This window comes from Mesorhizobium sp. WSM3864 (assembly GCF_002294955.1).
Lineage (GTDB): Bacteria > Pseudomonadota > Alphaproteobacteria > Rhizobiales > Rhizobiaceae > Mesorhizobium.
This window is the reverse complement of sequence record NZ_NSGD01000002.1, coordinates 601,465-616,914: the sequence shown is the minus strand read 5'-3', so window position 1 is coordinate 616,914 and position 15,450 is coordinate 601,465. Positions and strand designations below refer to the sequence as shown.

The 15,450-nt window shown below is 64.4% G+C and carries 12 protein-coding genes and 1 pseudogene; 4 read left to right on the top strand and 9 right to left on the bottom strand.

Features of this window, described 5'->3' with window-relative positions:
- Positions 1 to 3 precede the first annotated feature (3 nt).
- The 5 genes and pseudogenes from CK215_RS07160 to mtnK all read right to left on the bottom strand — a co-directional run bounded on the left by CK215_RS07160 (position 4) and on the right by mtnK (position 4,650).
- On the bottom strand, positions 4 to 729 hold the full coding sequence (locus tag CK215_RS07160) for an MgtC/SapB family protein (RefSeq protein WP_095776270.1): 726 nt from the start codon (positions 727 to 729) through the stop codon (positions 4 to 6).
- A 177-nt stretch (positions 730 to 906) separates the two neighbouring features.
- A complete protein-coding gene (gene fba / locus CK215_RS07155) occupies positions 907 to 1,971 on the bottom strand; it encodes a class II fructose-bisphosphate aldolase (RefSeq protein ID WP_066988983.1) in 1,065 nt (354 codons plus the stop codon).
- A 158-nt stretch (positions 1,972 to 2,129) separates the two neighbouring features.
- Positions 2,130 to 2,284, bottom strand: a pseudogene (locus CK215_RS31725) (6,7-dimethyl-8-ribityllumazine synthase); the annotation flags it as partial.
- Between the two features lie 6 nt (positions 2,285 to 2,290).
- The gene (gene mtnA / locus CK215_RS07145) at positions 2,291 to 3,385 is read right to left on the bottom strand and encodes an S-methyl-5-thioribose-1-phosphate isomerase (protein WP_095830497.1); all 1,095 of its coding nucleotides are present in this window, start codon (positions 3,383 to 3,385) and stop codon (positions 2,291 to 2,293) included.
- Positions 3,382 to 4,650 (bottom strand): S-methyl-5-thioribose kinase, encoded by a 1,269-nt coding sequence (gene mtnK / locus CK215_RS07140; protein ID WP_095776268.1) that lies wholly within the window; start codon positions 4,648 to 4,650, stop codon positions 3,382 to 3,384. Before mtnK ends, mtnA begins: the two co-directional genes overlap by 4 nt.
- A gap of 137 nt (positions 4,651 to 4,787) precedes the next feature.
- Here mtnK and CK215_RS07135 point away from each other — a divergent pair, with 137 nt between their 5' ends.
- The 3 genes from CK215_RS07135 (at position 4,788) to CK215_RS07125 (ending at position 8,466) form a co-directional block, all read left to right on the top strand.
- Positions 4,788 to 6,299, top strand: coding sequence for a sugar ABC transporter ATP-binding protein (locus CK215_RS07135; protein ID WP_066988976.1), 1,512 nt, complete (start codon positions 4,788 to 4,790; stop codon positions 6,297 to 6,299).
- Between the two features lie 78 nt (positions 6,300 to 6,377).
- The gene (locus CK215_RS07130; RefSeq protein ID WP_095830611.1) at positions 6,378 to 7,373 is read left to right on the top strand and encodes an ABC transporter permease; all 996 of its coding nucleotides are present in this window, start codon (positions 6,378 to 6,380) and stop codon (positions 7,371 to 7,373) included.
- A gap of 40 nt (positions 7,374 to 7,413) precedes the next feature.
- On the top strand, positions 7,414 to 8,466 hold the full coding sequence (locus CK215_RS07125) for a substrate-binding domain-containing protein (protein WP_066988974.1): 1,053 nt from the start codon (positions 7,414 to 7,416) through the stop codon (positions 8,464 to 8,466).
- A 60-nt stretch (positions 8,467 to 8,526) separates the two neighbouring features.
- Here CK215_RS07125 and CK215_RS07120 read toward each other — a convergent pair whose 3' ends face one another.
- The 4 genes from CK215_RS07120 to CK215_RS07105 all read right to left on the bottom strand — a co-directional run bounded on the left by CK215_RS07120 (position 8,527) and on the right by CK215_RS07105 (position 13,555).
- Positions 8,527 to 9,603, bottom strand: a complete 1,077-nt coding sequence (locus tag CK215_RS07120) for a D-alanine--D-alanine ligase family protein (protein ID WP_095830610.1) — start codon at positions 9,601 to 9,603, stop codon at positions 8,527 to 8,529.
- An 18-nt stretch (positions 9,604 to 9,621) separates the two neighbouring features.
- Complete coding sequence (locus tag CK215_RS07115) at positions 9,622 to 10,236, bottom strand: C39 family peptidase (RefSeq protein WP_095830496.1); 615 nt, start codon at positions 10,234 to 10,236, stop codon at positions 9,622 to 9,624.
- A 215-nt stretch (positions 10,237 to 10,451) separates the two neighbouring features.
- Positions 10,452 to 12,506: a bifunctional aldolase/short-chain dehydrogenase gene (locus CK215_RS07110; protein ID WP_095830495.1), complete on the bottom strand. Its 2,055-nt coding sequence runs from the start codon at positions 12,504 to 12,506 to the stop codon at positions 10,452 to 10,454.
- An 83-nt stretch (positions 12,507 to 12,589) separates the two neighbouring features.
- On the bottom strand, positions 12,590 to 13,555 hold the full coding sequence (locus CK215_RS07105; protein ID WP_095830494.1) for a sugar-binding transcriptional regulator: 966 nt from the start codon (positions 13,553 to 13,555) through the stop codon (positions 12,590 to 12,592).
- Between the two features lie 203 nt (positions 13,556 to 13,758).
- Here CK215_RS07105 and CK215_RS07100 point away from each other — a divergent pair, with 203 nt between their 5' ends.
- A complete protein-coding gene (locus tag CK215_RS07100; protein WP_095830493.1) occupies positions 13,759 to 15,399 on the top strand; it encodes an acyl-CoA synthetase in 1,641 nt (546 codons plus the stop codon).
- Positions 15,400 to 15,450 lie beyond the last annotated feature (51 nt).

The window sequence follows — 15,450 nt, the reverse complement described above, 5'->3', positions numbered from 1 at the left end:
TGATCAGGGCGCTTTCTCGCTGATCAATTCAAACCGCTCGATCTCGCAGTGTTGGCCGACCAGCGCCAGCACCTCAGTTGACGGCTCGACTGCATCTGGCTGCCGCCATTTGACTTGGAAGGAAAACACGAAACGGTCGCGGTCGGCATCGTGCTCCATGCCAACGAAGCGGGCATCGTATCCGAGCGGCCGTACGATCTCCTGGAGGTCGGGCGGGGCTGTCTTCGGCCATGAGACCGCAAGGATCGCCTTGTGGTCGCGCGGGATCTTGAGGTCGACCCACTTCAGGGCCTGCAGCGTCACCAGGGTCAATGCTGTAGCAATCGCGCCGAGGCCGAACTGGCCGCCGCCGAAGGCCAGCCCGATCATCGTCATGATCCACATGGTGGCGGCGGTGGTCACTCCGGTGACGAGATCGCCGCGCCTGAGGATGGCGCCGCCGCCGATGAAGCCGACGCCGGTGAGCACGCCGAGCGCAAAGCGCAGCACATCCATGCGCACGAATGAGTCCGGTCCCTTGCCGGCAACGTCGAGCAGCATGTTGGCCTGGACCATGGCGACGCACGCCGCGAGGCCGACCAGGATGGTCGTCCGCAGGCCGGCGGAATGGCCGCGTGCCTCGCGGTTCAAGCCGATGAGGAAGCCCGCGACCAGTGTCAGCAACAGCCTCGCAACGAGATCCGGCCAGGTTGGATGAAGCGGCATGTCGCAGCAGAGCGGCTCGAGCATTTCCCGTCGGCGACGCCGGTCGGCGCACCCTCCATTGCGTCAGGACAGTTCAACTATGCTCGGCTATGGATGGTTCCTTGGCCAATGCCGATGACGTGAGGTTCGGCGGGACTGGTGCCGTGGGAGGGCGGGCGTGCTCCCGCGACCAGCTGGAACCCAGTCGCGGGAGGAGGTGGCTCAGCCGAACTTCGGGTCGAGGCTGCCGGACTTGTAACGCTTGGCCATTTCCGACAACGGGATCGGCTTGATCTTCGGCGCGTTGCCGGCTGTGCCGAACTGCTCGAAACGTTCCTTGCAGAGCTTCTTCATCGCCGCCATGGCCGGCGTCAGATATTTGCGCGGATCGAACTCGGACGGGTTCTCGGTCAGCACCTTGCGGATCGCGCCGGTCAGCGCCATGCGGTTGTCGGTGTCGATGTTGATCTTGCGCACGCCGTGCTTGATGCCGCGCTGGATCTCTTCCACCGGCACGCCCCAGGTCGGCTTCATCTGGCCGCCATATTTGTTGATGATCTCCTGCAGCTCCTCCGGCACCGATGACGAGCCGTGCATGACCAGATGCATGTTGGGCAGGCGGCGATGGATCTCCTCGATCACGTTCATCGCCAGCACCGCGCCATCCGGCTTGCGCGAGAATTTGTAGGCGCCGTGGCTGGTGCCCATGGCCACCGCCAGCGCATCGACATGGGTGTCGCGCACGAACTGCTCGGCTTGCACCGGGTCTGTAAGCAACTGATCGTGGCTGATGGCGCCTTCGACGCCGTGGCCGTCCTCCTGCTCGCCGCCGCCGCTCTCCAGCGAGCCGAGCACGCCGATCTCGCCTTCCACCGAGACACCGCCCCAATGCGCCATATCGACGACGCGGCGCGTGATGCCTGAATTATAGGCGTAGTCGGCCGGGGACTTGCCGTCTTCCTTCAGCGAACCGTCCATCATGACCGAGGTGAAGCCGTACTGGATCGCGGTGACGCAGGTCGCTTCGTTGTTGCCGTGGTCGAGATGCATGCAGACCGGAATGTCGGGGTGAATCTCGACCAGCGCGTCGATCAGCTTGGCCAGCACCACATCGTTGGCGTAGGCGCGCGCCCCGCGGCTCGCCTGGAGGATGACCGGCGACTTGGTCTCCTCGGCCGCCTCCATGATGGCGAGGCCCTGTTCCATGTTGTTCATGTTGAAGGCAGGCACGCCGTAGCCTTGTTCGGCGGCATGGTCGAGCAATTGTCTCAGTGTGATGCGAGCCAACGAATAGTCTCCCGTATCTGGTTCGAGCCCGTGTTTGAAAGGGCCGCCCGGGCGGGCGGCCCCGTTGCTTCTGGCCGGATTTCTAACCTACCGCAACCTTTTGAAGCCTTTTCGGCCGCAATTCTTGTTGCAGGGCTGAAATCCGGCCCGAGTCGAGCCTAAGCGGCGATCCGCTCGCGCGCGGCAAGGATTTCAACGCAGGCCTTCGCCGCTTCCTTGCCCTTCACCAAAAAAAAAAATGCTCGTGGAAGAAGCGGCGGTGCTCGGCGCTCTCATGGTAGTTGTGCGGCGTGAGCACGGCAGAGAGCACCGGGGAAGATTAACTGCGCTCGGGAAACATCGCCTTCAGCCCCTCGCGTGAAGCCTTCGCCACGCCGCGCTCGGTGATCAGCCCTGTCACCAGCCGAGCCGGCGTCACGTCGAAGGCGGGATTTGCCGCCGGCGTTGCGTCGGGCGAGACGCGCACCTGCGCGACCTTGCCGTCGGCCGTCCTACCCCACACCAGCGAAACCTCGTCACTCGCGCGCTCCTCGATCGGGATTTCCGCAAGCCCGTCGGCGACCGTCCAGTCGATGGTGGGCGAGGGGAGCGCGACATAGAAAGGGACGTCGTTGTCGGCGGCGGCTAAAGCCTTGAGATAGGTGCCGATTTTGTTGCAGACGTCGCCATTGGCCGTCGTGCGGTCGGTGCCGACGATCACCATGTCGATGTCGCCATGCTGCATCAGATGCCCGCCGGCGTTATCGACGATCAGCGTGTGCGGCACGCCGTGGCCGGCCATTTCCCAGGCGGTCAGCTGGGCGCCCTGGTTGCGCGGCCTGGTCTCGTCGACATAGACGTGGACCGGAATGCCGGCTTCCGTCGCCAGATAGATTGGCGCCGTGGCGGTGCCGTAGTCGACCGTCGCCAGCCAACCGGCATTGCAATGGGTGAGAATGTTGACCGCCTCGCCAGGCTTCTTTTTCGCCGCGATCTCCTTGATGATGGCAAGCCCGTTCTCGCCGATGGCGCGATTGAGCCCGACATCCTCGTCTGCGATCTCGGCGGCGCGCCGGTAGGCGGCCTCGGCGCGCTCTCCCGGCGCCAGCGGCTTGAGAAAACGCCGCATCTCGTCCAGCGCCCAGCGCAGGTTGATCGCCGTCGGTCGCGTTTTGTGCAGCGTCTCCCACGCCGCGTCGAGCGCTTCGTCCGAGGGATCGTCGGTCATCTGGATGGCGACGCCGTAGGCAGCGGTGACGCCGATCAGCGGCGCGCCGCGCACCCACATGTCGCGGATCGCGGTAGCGATGCTGGGAACGGTTCCGATCGTCTCGACGCGAAACTCATGCGGCAGCCAGCGCTGGTCGATGATCTCGACCGAGCGTTTGTCGTTGCTGAGCCAAATTGTACGATAGTGGCGTTCGCCGACTTTCAAAGGCTCTTCTCCTGTTCGACCAGCGCGGCCAATGCGTTGACCTCGTCGATGCTGTGGATCTCACGCCGGTTCACGGCGATGTGGCGGCCGAAGCGCAGCGCCTTTGCTTCACATTTGGCGCGAAGGTCTGCGTCGGCAATGGTCTCGAAATCGGCATTGTGGGCGAGACCGAGGATACGCCGGTGCACCTCGATGCCGGCGAAGCCGAGCAGGTCGGTCCAGATGCCGGAGAGCATGTGGTCGAGCGCCTGTTCGGAACCGAGCAGGTCGCCCTGATCCTCGAACAGGCTCTTCTGGTAGAGGATGCCGGTGCGCTCGGTTCGCCACAAATGCGAAAACTCGGCGCGGAACACCGCCCAGCTCTCGGCCGTGACCTTAAGCAGGTAGGCGCGCATCGAATCCCGGCTACCTTTCTGCTCATGGCCCCGCTGCGAGAAGAAGGCCATCCAGAAATTGGCGAGCAGCATGCCGACGTCGAAGGCGATCGGGCCGTAGAAGGCGAATTCCGGATCGATCATCCGGGTCTCGGTATCGGTCACCATGATCGAACCGGAATGCAGGTCGCCATGCAGCAGTGTTTCGGCATTGGCGGCGAAGAGGTGCTTCAGCCGCTGCGCCTCGACCTTGAGGTCGCGGTCGGCGCGCAATTCGGCCACCAGGCGGTCGAGCTGCGGGCTGGTGTGCCGGTTCATCTCGGCGTCGAAATAGGGATCGGAGAACACCAGGTTCTCGGTGATGTCGCAGAGCTCGACATTGTCGGCGAACAGCGCGAGATCGGCCTTGCGCTCTTTTGTCGGCATTGAGAGGTCCGAGCCGCGGAACAGCGTGCGGGCCATGAACAGGCCGATGTCGCGCGCAATGTTCGGCAGCTCGCGGCCGTCGATCAGCGCGCGACGCAGGATGATGTAGGGCGGCGCCAGATACTCCATGACAATTAGCGCCTGGTCCTCGTCGAAATAATAGATCGCGGGCACCGAGCCTTGCGCTCGGCGCTGTTGCCTCGTCAGCGCGTGATACTCGAAGAAAGAGCGCTTCAAAGGCAGCGGCCAGCTGTCGCCGACCAGGCGCACATAGGGCAGCGCCTGCTTGACCACCGCCGCGCCCTGGTCGCCCTCGACGATGAAAACGAGGTTCAGATTGCCGTCGCCGACCTCGCGTACTTTCCAGTGGCCGGCGTCCTTGCCAATGCGCTCGGTAAGCGCTGTGGTCTCGCCGAGGCGCTTCGGCAGCGTCTCCACCGACAATGCTTCGAACTTCCCGGTCATCCTCTCCCTCCTGCGCGTGGTGTCCCACGATAACGGAGCCACGGCGGCCGGGCCAAGCTAGGGAGCGCTCTGGCAATTGTCAATCGTGTTGACAATTGCCGAGTGAGCCCATAGCGTCATGGATCAGGGAGGAACGAATGGGCGCAGATGCCGTGTTCCGTGTGGACGGCCTGAGGAAATCCTTCGGCCAGAACGAGGTGCTTGGCGGCATCGCGCTGGATCTCTATGCGGGCGAGGTCACCGTGCTGATGGGCGCCAACGGCGCCGGCAAATCCACCCTGGTCAAGATCGTCAGCGGCGTGTACGCGCGCGGCGGCGGCACGATGCGGCTCGCCGGCCAGGCCTTCGATCCCGGCTCGCCGGCAGAAGCGATCCGCGCCGGTGTCGTCACCGTTCATCAGAACATCAATGACGGCGTTGTCGCAGATCTCGACGTCGCCACCAACCTGACGCTCGACCGGCTGAGCGGCAAGGGCGCATCGCTGCTGTTCAAGCCCGCCAATGTCCGCGTCGAAGCCAGGGCCGTCGCCGACCGCATGGGGCTTACGCTCGATCTTAAGGCACGCGTCGCGGACCTCTCACTCGCCGATCGTCAGATGGTCGCGATTGCCCGCGCCATGGCGCACCAGCCGAAAGTGCTGATCCTCGACGAGCCGACCTCCTCGCTGTCGAGCGCCGAGGCCGACCGGCTGTTTGCGCTGATCGACAGGCTGCGCGGGCAGGGTGTCGCGATCCTCTATATCTCGCATCGCATGTCCGACATCAGGCGCTTGGCAGACCGCATCGTCTCGATGCGTGACGGCGTCGTCTCCGGCGTGTTCGACCGGAAGCCGCTCGACTATGAGGGCGCGGTCAATGCCATGCTCGGCCGCAAGATCCTGCTCGACCGGGTCATTGCCAGAAGCTCGGCGCGCGCGGTCTTCACCGCCCAAGGCCTGCAACTGGCGCCCGGCGCCAGACCAATCTCGATGACGCTTGGCGCTGGGGAGGTGGTGGCGATCACCGGCCTGGTCGGCGTCGGCAAGACGGCGCTCGCCGAAACTTTGTTCGGCGTGCGCAGGCCGCTCGCCGGCACCATGCATATGGACGGTAAGCCCTACGCACCGGGATCCGCGTGCGAGGCAATCGCTGCCGGCGTCTTCCTCGTGGCCAAGGACCGCGCGATGAGCGGCATCGTCGACGGCTTCAACATCGAACGCAACATCAGCCTGCCGTTTCTCAAGCGCATGTCCGGCTTCGGTGTCATGAAGAAGCGGGCAGAGCGGGCTGCCGCACGCCGCCAGATCGACGAGCTCGGCATCGTCTGCCGCTCCGAGAAGGACGAGCTTTCCGCGCTTTCGGGCGGCAACCAGCAGAAGGTGATGGTGGCGCGCTGGATGTCGCAGGCCTCGCGCCTGTTCATCCTCGACGAGCCGTTCCAGGGCGTCGATATCTCGGCTCGGCGCGACATCGCAACCAAGCTCAGGGCGAGCGCCGATGGCCGCGCCACACTGCTCTTCGTCACCGAGATCGACGAGGCCCTGGAGACCGCCGACCGCATCCTGGTGATGTCGGAGCACGCGATCGTCGGCGAGCACAGGAACGATGACATCGATCTCGATCGGCTGCTGGCTGAGGTGGCCGGCGGGCCGCTCACCAGCGCGGCGTGAGATCGTATGGATGACGAGACTTGGAGTGCAGGCATGAGTTCCAGTTTGGCGGAGAGGGCAGCAGCGCGGGGGCGTTCGATAACATTGCGCGACTATGCGATCCGCTATGGTTTCATCATCCTGCTGGTCGGGCTGATCGCCTATTTCGCGATCGCCGCCGACGGCTTCGCCTCGCCGCAAAGCGCCGTCTTCATCTTCCAGTCGGTCGCCATCACCGGCGTGCTGGCACTCGGCGTCACCGCGACACTTGTCGTCGGCGGCTTCGATCTGTCGATCGGCTCGGTCGCCACCAGCGCCATGATGGCGGCTTCCTATGCCATGGTTGTGCTGGAGCAGAACGCCGTCGTCGCCGTCATCGCCTGCCTCGTGATCGGCGCGGTCGTCGGCCTCATCAATGGCTGGCTCATCGTCTACATGCGCGTGCCGGATCTGCTCGCGACGCTCGGCATGATGTTCCTGCTGCTCGGCCTGCAACGCATTCCGACCGAAGGCCGCTCGATCGCCACCGGCATGACGATGCCCGACGGCTCGGTCGCCAACGGCAAGTTCTCGGAAGCCTTCCTGGCGGTCGGCCGCCACCGCATCGACTTCTTCATTCCGAACCTGATCCCGGTCTCGGTGGTGGTGCTGGTCGTGCTCGCCGCGCTCATCTGGTTCTTCCTCGAATACACCCGCTTCGGCCGCATGATGTATGCCGTCGGCAGCAACGAACGCGCCGCCGAACTGGCCGGCGCGCCTGTCAAGGCATACAAGATCTGGGCCTATGTCATTTCGGGAGTTTTTGCCTCGATCGGCGGGATTTTGCTCGCTGCCCGGCTTGGACGCGGCGATATCGCCTCGGGTAATAATCTGCTGCTCGACGCAGTAGCGGCGGCGCTTATCGGCTACGCGGTGCTCGGCGCCGCCAAGCCCAACGCTTTCGGCACGGCCGTCGGCGCGGTGTTCGTCGGCGTCCTGCTGCAGGGCCTGACGATGATGAACGCCCCTTACTACACGCAGGATTTCGTCAAGGGCGCGGTTCTCGTCGTCGCCCTTGTCTTCACCTTCGCCCTTTCCGGCAGGGGCAAGAGATAGTTTCGACCGGGGCATTGAGAACAAAACGGAGGAAGACGAAGTGAGCATCACAAGAAGACTTTTGGGGAAGGCCGCACTCGGCCTCGCGGGCGCGGCGCTGCTCATGCAGGGCACAGCATTGGCGGCGGACCGTCCGGCGCCATTCGACAAGCCGGGCGTCAAGATCGCGCTGGTGCGCTATCTCTCCACCGGCGACTTCTTCCAGGCCTATCTCTCCGGCGTAGAGGCGCAGGCCAAGGCGCTCGGCGTCGATCTACGCGTGCTGGACAGCCGCCAGGACGCAGCGCTCCAGGCCGACATGGTCGACCAGGCGATCGCGCTCGGCGTGCAGGGCATCATCATCCAGCACGGCCTGACGGAATCGATGAAGGACGCCGCCCAGCGCGCCGTCGACGCCGGCATCAAGGTCGTCGCCTTCGACGTCAATGTCGAGAACCCGAAGATCCCGCAGATCGAGCAGTCCGACCGCGATCTCGCGCGCCTCGCGCTCGAACAGGCGGTCAAGGACAATGGCGACGCCTGGAAGGCCGGCTATGTCTATGTCGCCGGCATCGCCCCGCTCGACCGCCGCAACGAAACCTGGGTCGACGTGAAGAAGAAACATTCCGGCATCAGCGAGGTCGCCATGTTCGGCACGCTCGACAATCCGATCGCCAATTCCGTCGCCAACCAGGCGCGCTCGGTGCTGCAGGCGCATCCCGATATCAAGGTGATGTTCGCGCCTTACGACGAGTTCGCCAAGGGCGTGAAGATCGCCGTCGACGAGGCCGGCCTCAACAAGGGCATCAAGATCTACTCGGCCGACATCTCGACGTCCGACATCGCCGCGATGCGCGAGCCGGACAGCGCCTGGGCCGCCACCGCCGCCACCAACCCGGCAGTCGTCGGCCAGGTCTCGGTGCGCGCGCTGGCGCAGCTGCTCGCCGGCGAGGATCCCGGCCACAACGTCATCGTGCCGCCGACGCTGATCACCCAGAAGGAACTTATCGACAAGGACATCAAGAACATGGAAGACCTGTCGGCCAAGCTGCCGCAGTTCGCCCATGCCGATGTCGCCATGCCGGCCTGGATGCCGAACCCCAACGCGAAGTAGGCCACGCGCCTGAAGGCAAAAGAGCGGCTTCCGGGCCGCTCTTTTTATCCCCGGAGTCGCTCAGGCAGATCGAGCGGCACGCGCCAGCCCATGCGCCACCAGCCGGTCGATGACTTCCGGGTAGCTGATGCCGCTTGCCGCCATTGCCTTGGCGTACATGCTGATGTCGGTGAAGCCCGGAATGGTGTTGAGCTCGTTGATCAGGAACGTCATGTCCGGTCTCACGAAGAAGTCGACGCGCGCCATCGCGTCGCAACCCAGCGCGCGAAACGCCTTCGCCGCCGTCTCGCGGATATCGCCTTCGATCGTCTCGGGCAATTCGGCGGGCACCTTAAGTGCTGCTCCATCCTTATCGATATATTTGGCGTCATAGCTGTAGAAGCCGTGGCTTTCGGCCGGCACGATCTCGCCGGGACGGGAGACGAAGAGGCCACCTTCCGTGTCCTCAAGCACGCTGCATTCGATCTCGCGGCCGCGGATGAATTCCTCCGCCAGCAGCTTGCCGTCGTGCCTGAAGCCTTCGGCGAGCGCCGCCTGATAGTCCGTTTCGTCGGAGACCTTGCTGACGCCGACGGAAGAGCCCTGGCGGGCCGGCTTGATGAAGACCGGGAGTCCGAGCGCCTGCTCGATCTCCGCGAAGCCAGGCGCGGCCGCGGGCAGGATGGTGATGGACCGTGCCGTGGGCAGGCCGGCCGCCTTCAGCAACCGCTTGGCGGTATCCTTGTCGAGCGCCGTGGCCGAACCGAGAATGCCGCAGCCGGCAAGCGGCACGCGCGCCACCTCCGCCAGTCCTTGCGCGGCGCCGTCCTCGCCATGCAGACCGTGCAGGACGGGAAACAGAATGTCGATCGCGGGCAACTCGTAAGGCGGCCCTTCGGCCGGAACGGCCAGCATTCGTCCATGCCCGCCGGGCACCAGACAGACCTGCGTTCCGTTCGACGGCGTCGCCAGCGCGCCGTCCTCGAAGCGGCTGAGCAGCCATTGCCCTTCGCGGGTGACGAAGATCGGAACGGCATCGTATTTCGCCGGCCCCAGCGCGCCCATGACATTGGTCGCCGAAAGCACCGACACGTCGTGCTCGGCGGACCGCCCGCCAAAGAGCACACCAAAACGAAGTCTTTTCTCGGCCATCGACATCTCCACAATGATCAAGGATCAGAAACCGACGGCGATGCCGCGCCGGGCGAAAAATCTGTCGAAACTGGCGAGCGGTAGCGTGACGTCCGCCTGGCTCTGCCTGTCGTGTCCCGAAGGGTTGTGGAAGCGGATTTCGCCTGGCGAGGCGGCCGTCACCAGCACCAGATGCCCGCCTTTCGACGGCGGCTCGCGCTCGGGCCAGCGGATGCCTGGATGAACCGAGGCGATGAAGTAGCGCCACTTGCAAAGCAGACCGGGCACCGTGGCCGCATCGACATTCGTCACCGTCTCGGCGAACAGGCCGAAACGTTCGCGCACGAACCGGACGAAGGGCTCGTAGATCAGCCCCCTGATCGTACCGTCGCCTTCATTGACGACATAGCCGCCATAGGTCGTGCAGGCGCGGGCGAGCTCAAGCGTCGGATGAATTTCGCCGCGCGCGGCAAGGATCATCTTCAGGCAGGCCATGCCGCAGACATTCACGGCCCAGCGTGCATAATCCTCAATCGTTTCGGCGCCGGAATTGCGCCACAGCGGGTCGCGGTGCAGAGCCGATGGTCCCTCCGCCAACAGCGGCAAAGTCATGCCGGGCGATTCCCACTGGCTGAAATAAGGCACTTCCCTGGATTGCATACCGGCTCCAGCCTTGTGTCCCGCAATCGAGGCGCAAGGCACCCCCTTAAAGCTGTTCGAGCAATAAGCAAAAGATTTGCGCGGATTTTGACCGGTTGGAGCAGTTTTCCAGCAGACGTGAAATGGGCTTCAGTCCTGACCTGGGTCGCGACACGGAGAGAGCGGCCCGTCGTTCTGGGAAAGCGACGGGCCGCTCAGAGAGATCTCCTGTTTCTTCAGCGCAGCGCCGCGGCGATATTGCCGCCGTCCACCGTCGTTACGTCGGCGGTGGTGCGTTCGGCCAGCGCCTGATGCAGGAAGGCCTGCGCCACGTCGTCGGCGGTCACTTCCTGGCCGAGCAGATTGCCGGACATGTATTCCTTTTCCGAGACACCGCGCGCGCCCGAGCGGCTGGCAATCATGGCGTCGGTCAAAAGCCCGGACCGGATGCGGTCGGCGTTGACCGCGTTCGAGCGGATGCCGTAGGCGCCGTAGTCCAGGGCATACTGGCGCGACAGGAACAGCGTCGCCGCCTTGGGCAGGCCGTAGGCGCCGAATTTCGGCCCGGGATTGACCGCCTGCTTGGAGGTGTTGAACAGAAGCACGCCGCCCGTGCCCTGTTCGAGCATGATGCGCACCGCGTTCTGCGCCGCCGACTGGTGGGCGAAGAAGTTGAGCTCGAAGCTCTTGCGCAGCAGCGCGTCGTCGATTTCGCCGATCCGGCCTTCCCAGGCCGCGCCTGCATTCGAGACCAGGATGTCGACGCCGCCATAGACCGCGACCGCCTTGTCGAAGGCGGCGCGCACCTCGGCCGGGCTGGTGATGTCGGCGCCGACCCCGATCGAATTGTTACCCGCCGCCTTTGCCGCTTCCGCGGCCTTGGCCGGATCGAGATCGACGATGACCGCATGCGCACCGTTTGCGGCGAACAGCTTCGCCGTCGCGGCGCCGATCGCCCCGGCGCCGCCGGTGATCAACGCCACCTGGCCGGTCAGCGGCTTCGGCTTGTTCGAGGCGAGCTTGGCCTGCTCCAATGACCAGTATTCGAGCGGGAAGAGGTCGGCCTTGGAGAGCGGCTGGAAATTGCCGATGGCTTCCGCGCCGCGCACCGCCTCGATCCACATCTCGCCGATATCGGAGGCGATTTTCGCGTCCTTCAGCGTGCGGCCGTGGCCGAACATGCCGAGGCCCGGCACCAATGTCAGCCGCGGCATCGGGTCGAGCATGGTACGCTTGACGTCATCCAGCGCGTCGTTGGTCTCGAAATAGGCGCGGTAGTCCTTGGCGAAAGCCTCGACATGGCTGCGGACGGCGGCCTTGTAGTCGCCGAGCTTGTCGGCGTCGGGAGTCGGGACCGCCATCGGTCCGGTCTTGATGCGGATCGACAGATCGGGCGTCGACACGCCGCGTCCGGCCAGCTCGACGATCCTGGCCGAATTGATGAAATCGACGATCGCATCCGAGGTGCGGAAATCGCTGATCATGCGGTCGAAGCGGCCTTCGCCGCGCGCCACTGCGACAGCGCCGCGCAGAGTCGGCGCGATGTCGCTCGCCTTGGCGAGCTTTACCGGCAGCGCCGCCTTGGTCGCCTGCGGCTTGCCGTTCTTGGCGATATAGTCCTCGGCGATGGTCACATAGTGGATCATGCGGTCATAGGCCTGCTTGGCATCGTCGCCGAAGGTGAAGATGCCGTGCTTGTCGAGGATCAGGCCTTCGACGCTGGGGTCGGCGTCAAAAACGTCCGCCGCGACCTTGGCGAGCTCGAAGCCCGGCTTGATGTAGGGCACGTAGCCCATTTTGTCGCCGAACACCGTCTTCACCAGCGCCTTGCTGTTCTCCTGGTCGACGATGGCAAGGATCGCGGTCGAATGCGTATGGTCGACGAATTTAAGCGGCAGAAAGGCGTGCAGGAGTGTCTCGACCGATGGATTCGGCGAGGCGGGGTCGATGAGATTGGAACGCTGCAGCGCCACCATGTCCTCGTCGGAGAGCGTGTCCAGGGCGCGCGCCTTGAGCAGCGCGCCCATCTTCACAGCCGGCAAGCCTTGCGGCTCGATGACGGCCATGTCCCAGCCGCTGCCCTTGACGCAGAGGACGTCCCATTCGTCACCGACCAGATCGGTGGCCTTGGTCTTGCAGGAGGTATTGCCGCCGCCATGCAGCACCAGCCGCGGCTCGCCGCCGAGCAGGCGGGTCGTATAGACGCGCAGCGCAAGGTCGCGGCGGAAGCCCTTCCTCGCGTAGTCGGCAACCATCTTTTCCGCGTCGGCGTCGTTCCAAAGGTTCTTCATGTCGTTCCGTCCGATTCCGTATTTTGTCTGCTCATGAACAGGAAGCCGCGACGTCTTGATGACAGAAGCGGCGAGGGTGGTTCCTACGAGGCCTTTTTGTTGACGGCGCCAGCGTGATCGAGAAGGCGCCCCGCCATATGCGCGCCGACCACCAGATGCGTGCAGAGTCCGCCGCCGATTGCGGCCAGCAGCGGCTCGAACTTGCTGTCCTCCTGCACCACCATCAGCCGCTTCCCGATGGCGCGCAGCGAGGCGAGCTCGGCGGAAATGACCCGCCGGTTGTAGCTGCAGTCGAGCGCCTCGCCGCTTGCATCGATGATCTGTCCGGCGATGACGCCGGCCGCGCCTTCCTTGCGGAGCGCGGCCATTTCGGCCGGCGTCAGCGCGCCGCATTTGACCAGATGGCTGTCGGCGTCCACGGCGCCGACGGAATAGAGCGCGAGATCGCAGTCGCTGATGCCGGCAAGCTGGTCGCGGATCACCGGCTCGGCGCGCAGGCCCTCTGCCAATTCTTCCGTGGACAGCACCAGCGGCGCGTAAAAATTCAGACCCTTGGCGTTCAGCCGCCGCGCGATCTCCATCGTGCACTGATCGGGTCGGTAGGAATAGGGCGCGCCGAGATTGCCGCAGAGCTGCACCACGGTGACGTCCTGCAGATCGGCATAGGACATGATGTCGGCGATGGTGTAGACCGTGCGGCCCCAGGCGACGCCGATGCGGTCGCCCTTACTCACCAGTTCCAGGAAGACGCTCGCCGCCAGGACGGCGATGTCGGTCGACGGGTCGGCGACATAGGCGTTTTCCGGCGCGATCCAGACGGCGTCGAGCTTGAAGGCGTCCTCCAGCCTGCGTGCCATGACATCGTCGGTGAAAAGCTGCGTCGAGGTCGAGATGTTGACGATGCCGGTCTCCCGCGCCTTGCGAAGATACATGGCGACCGATGCGCGCGAAATCTTGAGCTGGTTCGCCACCTCGTCCTGGCGAAGGCCATGCGCATAGTAAAGCCAGGCGGCCTTGTGGATGAGCTGTTCTGCCGGTCGGATCGCCATGCCGCCTCCTCGGCTGACATTAGTCACGGCTCTCGACAAAAGTCAAATTCAGCCGGCTGGGTTATTCGTCCTCCGGCGCCGGCATGATCGGGGCAGCCATTCTACCGAGCGCTCATGTCATAGCATTTCCCGGTCGTTCAGGGGGATGGCATGATCGCGGGCCTGCGGTTAGAAAGCTCGAAAAGACTTTTGGGGAGGATGGGATGGCCAATCCCTACGAACAGGATCTCGACCGGAACGCCGCCAACCACCAGCCGCTGACGCCGCTCACCTACCTTGAGCGGGCGGCCAAGACCTATCCCGACCATGTCGCCATCATCCACGGCAGCCAGCGCATCTCTTATCGCGATTTCTGGCGGCGGTCGCTGAAGCTCGCCTCGGCGCTGTCGAAGCACGGCATCGGCAAGGGGGATACGGTCACGGTGATGCTGTCGAACACGCCGCCGATGCTGGAGGCGCATTTCGGCGTGCCGATGGTGAAGGCGGTGCTGCATTCGCTGAACACCCGCCTCGATGCCGCCGTCATCACCTTTCAGCTCGACCATGCCGACACCAAGGTGCTGATCGTCGACCGCGAGTTCTCGGGCGTGGTCAAGGAGGCGCTGGCATCGGCCAAGGCCAAGCCATTGGTCATCGACTATGACGACCCCGACTACGCCGCCGATGCGCCCTATCCGAAGGGCGAGCGGATCGGCACGCTCGACTATGAGGATTTCGTCGCCGGCGGCGACGAGGCTTTTGCATGGTCGATGCCCGACGACGAATGGGACGCCATCTCGCTGAACTACACCTCCGGCACGACCGGCAATCCAAAGGGCGTCGTCTACCATCATCGCGGCGCCGCGCTGATGGCCTACACCAACACCATCCATGCGGGCATGGCCAAGCACGCCGTCTATCTCTGGACGCTGCCGATGTTCCACTGCAACGGCTGGTGCTTTCCCTGGACACTCGCCGTGCAGGCCGGCACCCATGTCTGCCTGCGCTGGGTACGGGCAAAGCCGATCTATGATGCCATCGCCGACCATCGCGTTACCCATCTTTGCGGGGCGCCGATCGTTATGTCGGTGCTGATCAACGCGAAAGACGAGGACAAGCGCCAGTTTGCCCAGACCGTCACCTTCAACACGGCCGCCGCGCCGCCGCCCGAGGCAGTGCTTTCCGGCATGGCCGATGCCGGCTTCGCCGTCACCCATCTCTACGGCCTGACCGAGACCTATGGGCCGGCCGTCGTCAACGAATGGCACAATGAGTGGGACGAGCTGGAGAAGGGCCCGAGGACGGCGAAGAAGGCGCGCCAGGGCGTGCGCTATGCCGCGCTGGAAGGGTTGACCGTGATGAACCCCGAGACGATGGTCGAGACGCCGGCCGACGGCCAGACCATCGGCGAGGTCATGTTCCGCGGCAACATCGTCATGAAGGGCTACCTGAAGAACCGCAAGGCCACCGACGAGGCTTTTGCCGGCGGCTGGTTCCACTCCGGCGATCTCGGTGTCATGCACCCGGACGGCTACATCCAGCTCAAGGACCGCTCGAAGGACATCATCATCTCGGGCGGCGAGAACATCTCGTCCATCGAGGTCGAGGACGCGCTCTACAAGCATCCGTCCGTCGCCTCTTGCGGAGTGGTTGCCCGCGCAGACGAGAAATGGGGCGAGGTGCCTGTCGCCTATGTCGAGCTGAAGCCCGGCATGGTTGCGAGCGAGGCCGAGATCATCGAGCATTGCCGTGGGTTGCTCGCCCGCTTCAAAGTGCCGAAGGCGGTGGTGTTCGCCGAGATTCCGAAGACATCCACGGGGAAGATCCAGAAGTTCAGGTTGAGGGAAATGGCGAAGGGCCTCTGAGTTCGTCATCCTAGGGTGGAGCAGTCGCGAAGCGACGTCGCGGAAACCCTA

What these genes read in the sequence shown, in the direction of transcription:
- CK215_RS07105 (WP_095830494.1), bottom strand. Translation starts at nt 13,555, where the DNA reads ATGGCGATCCGACCGGCAGAACAGCTCATCCACAAGGCCGCCTGGCTT.
- CK215_RS07160 (WP_095776270.1), bottom strand. Translation starts at nt 729, where the DNA reads ATGCTCGAGCCGCTCTGCTGCGACATGCCGCTTCATCCAACCTGGCCG.
- CK215_RS07120 (WP_095830610.1), bottom strand. Translation starts at nt 9,603, where the DNA reads ATGTCGATGGCCGAGAAAAGACTTCGTTTTGGTGTGCTCTTTGGCGGG.
- CK215_RS07135 (WP_066988976.1), top strand. Translation starts at nt 4,788, where the DNA reads ATGGGCGCAGATGCCGTGTTCCGTGTGGACGGCCTGAGGAAATCCTTC.
- CK215_RS07110 (WP_095830495.1), bottom strand. Translation starts at nt 12,506, where the DNA reads ATGAAGAACCTTTGGAACGACGCCGACGCGGAAAAGATGGTTGCCGAC.
- CK215_RS07115 (WP_095830496.1), bottom strand. Translation starts at nt 10,236, where the DNA reads ATGCAATCCAGGGAAGTGCCTTATTTCAGCCAGTGGGAATCGCCCGGC.
- CK215_RS07100 (WP_095830493.1), top strand. Translation starts at nt 13,759, where the DNA reads ATGGCCAATCCCTACGAACAGGATCTCGACCGGAACGCCGCCAACCAC.
- mtnK (WP_095776268.1), bottom strand. Translation starts at nt 4,650, where the DNA reads ATGACCGGGAAGTTCGAAGCATTGTCGGTGGAGACGCTGCCGAAGCGC.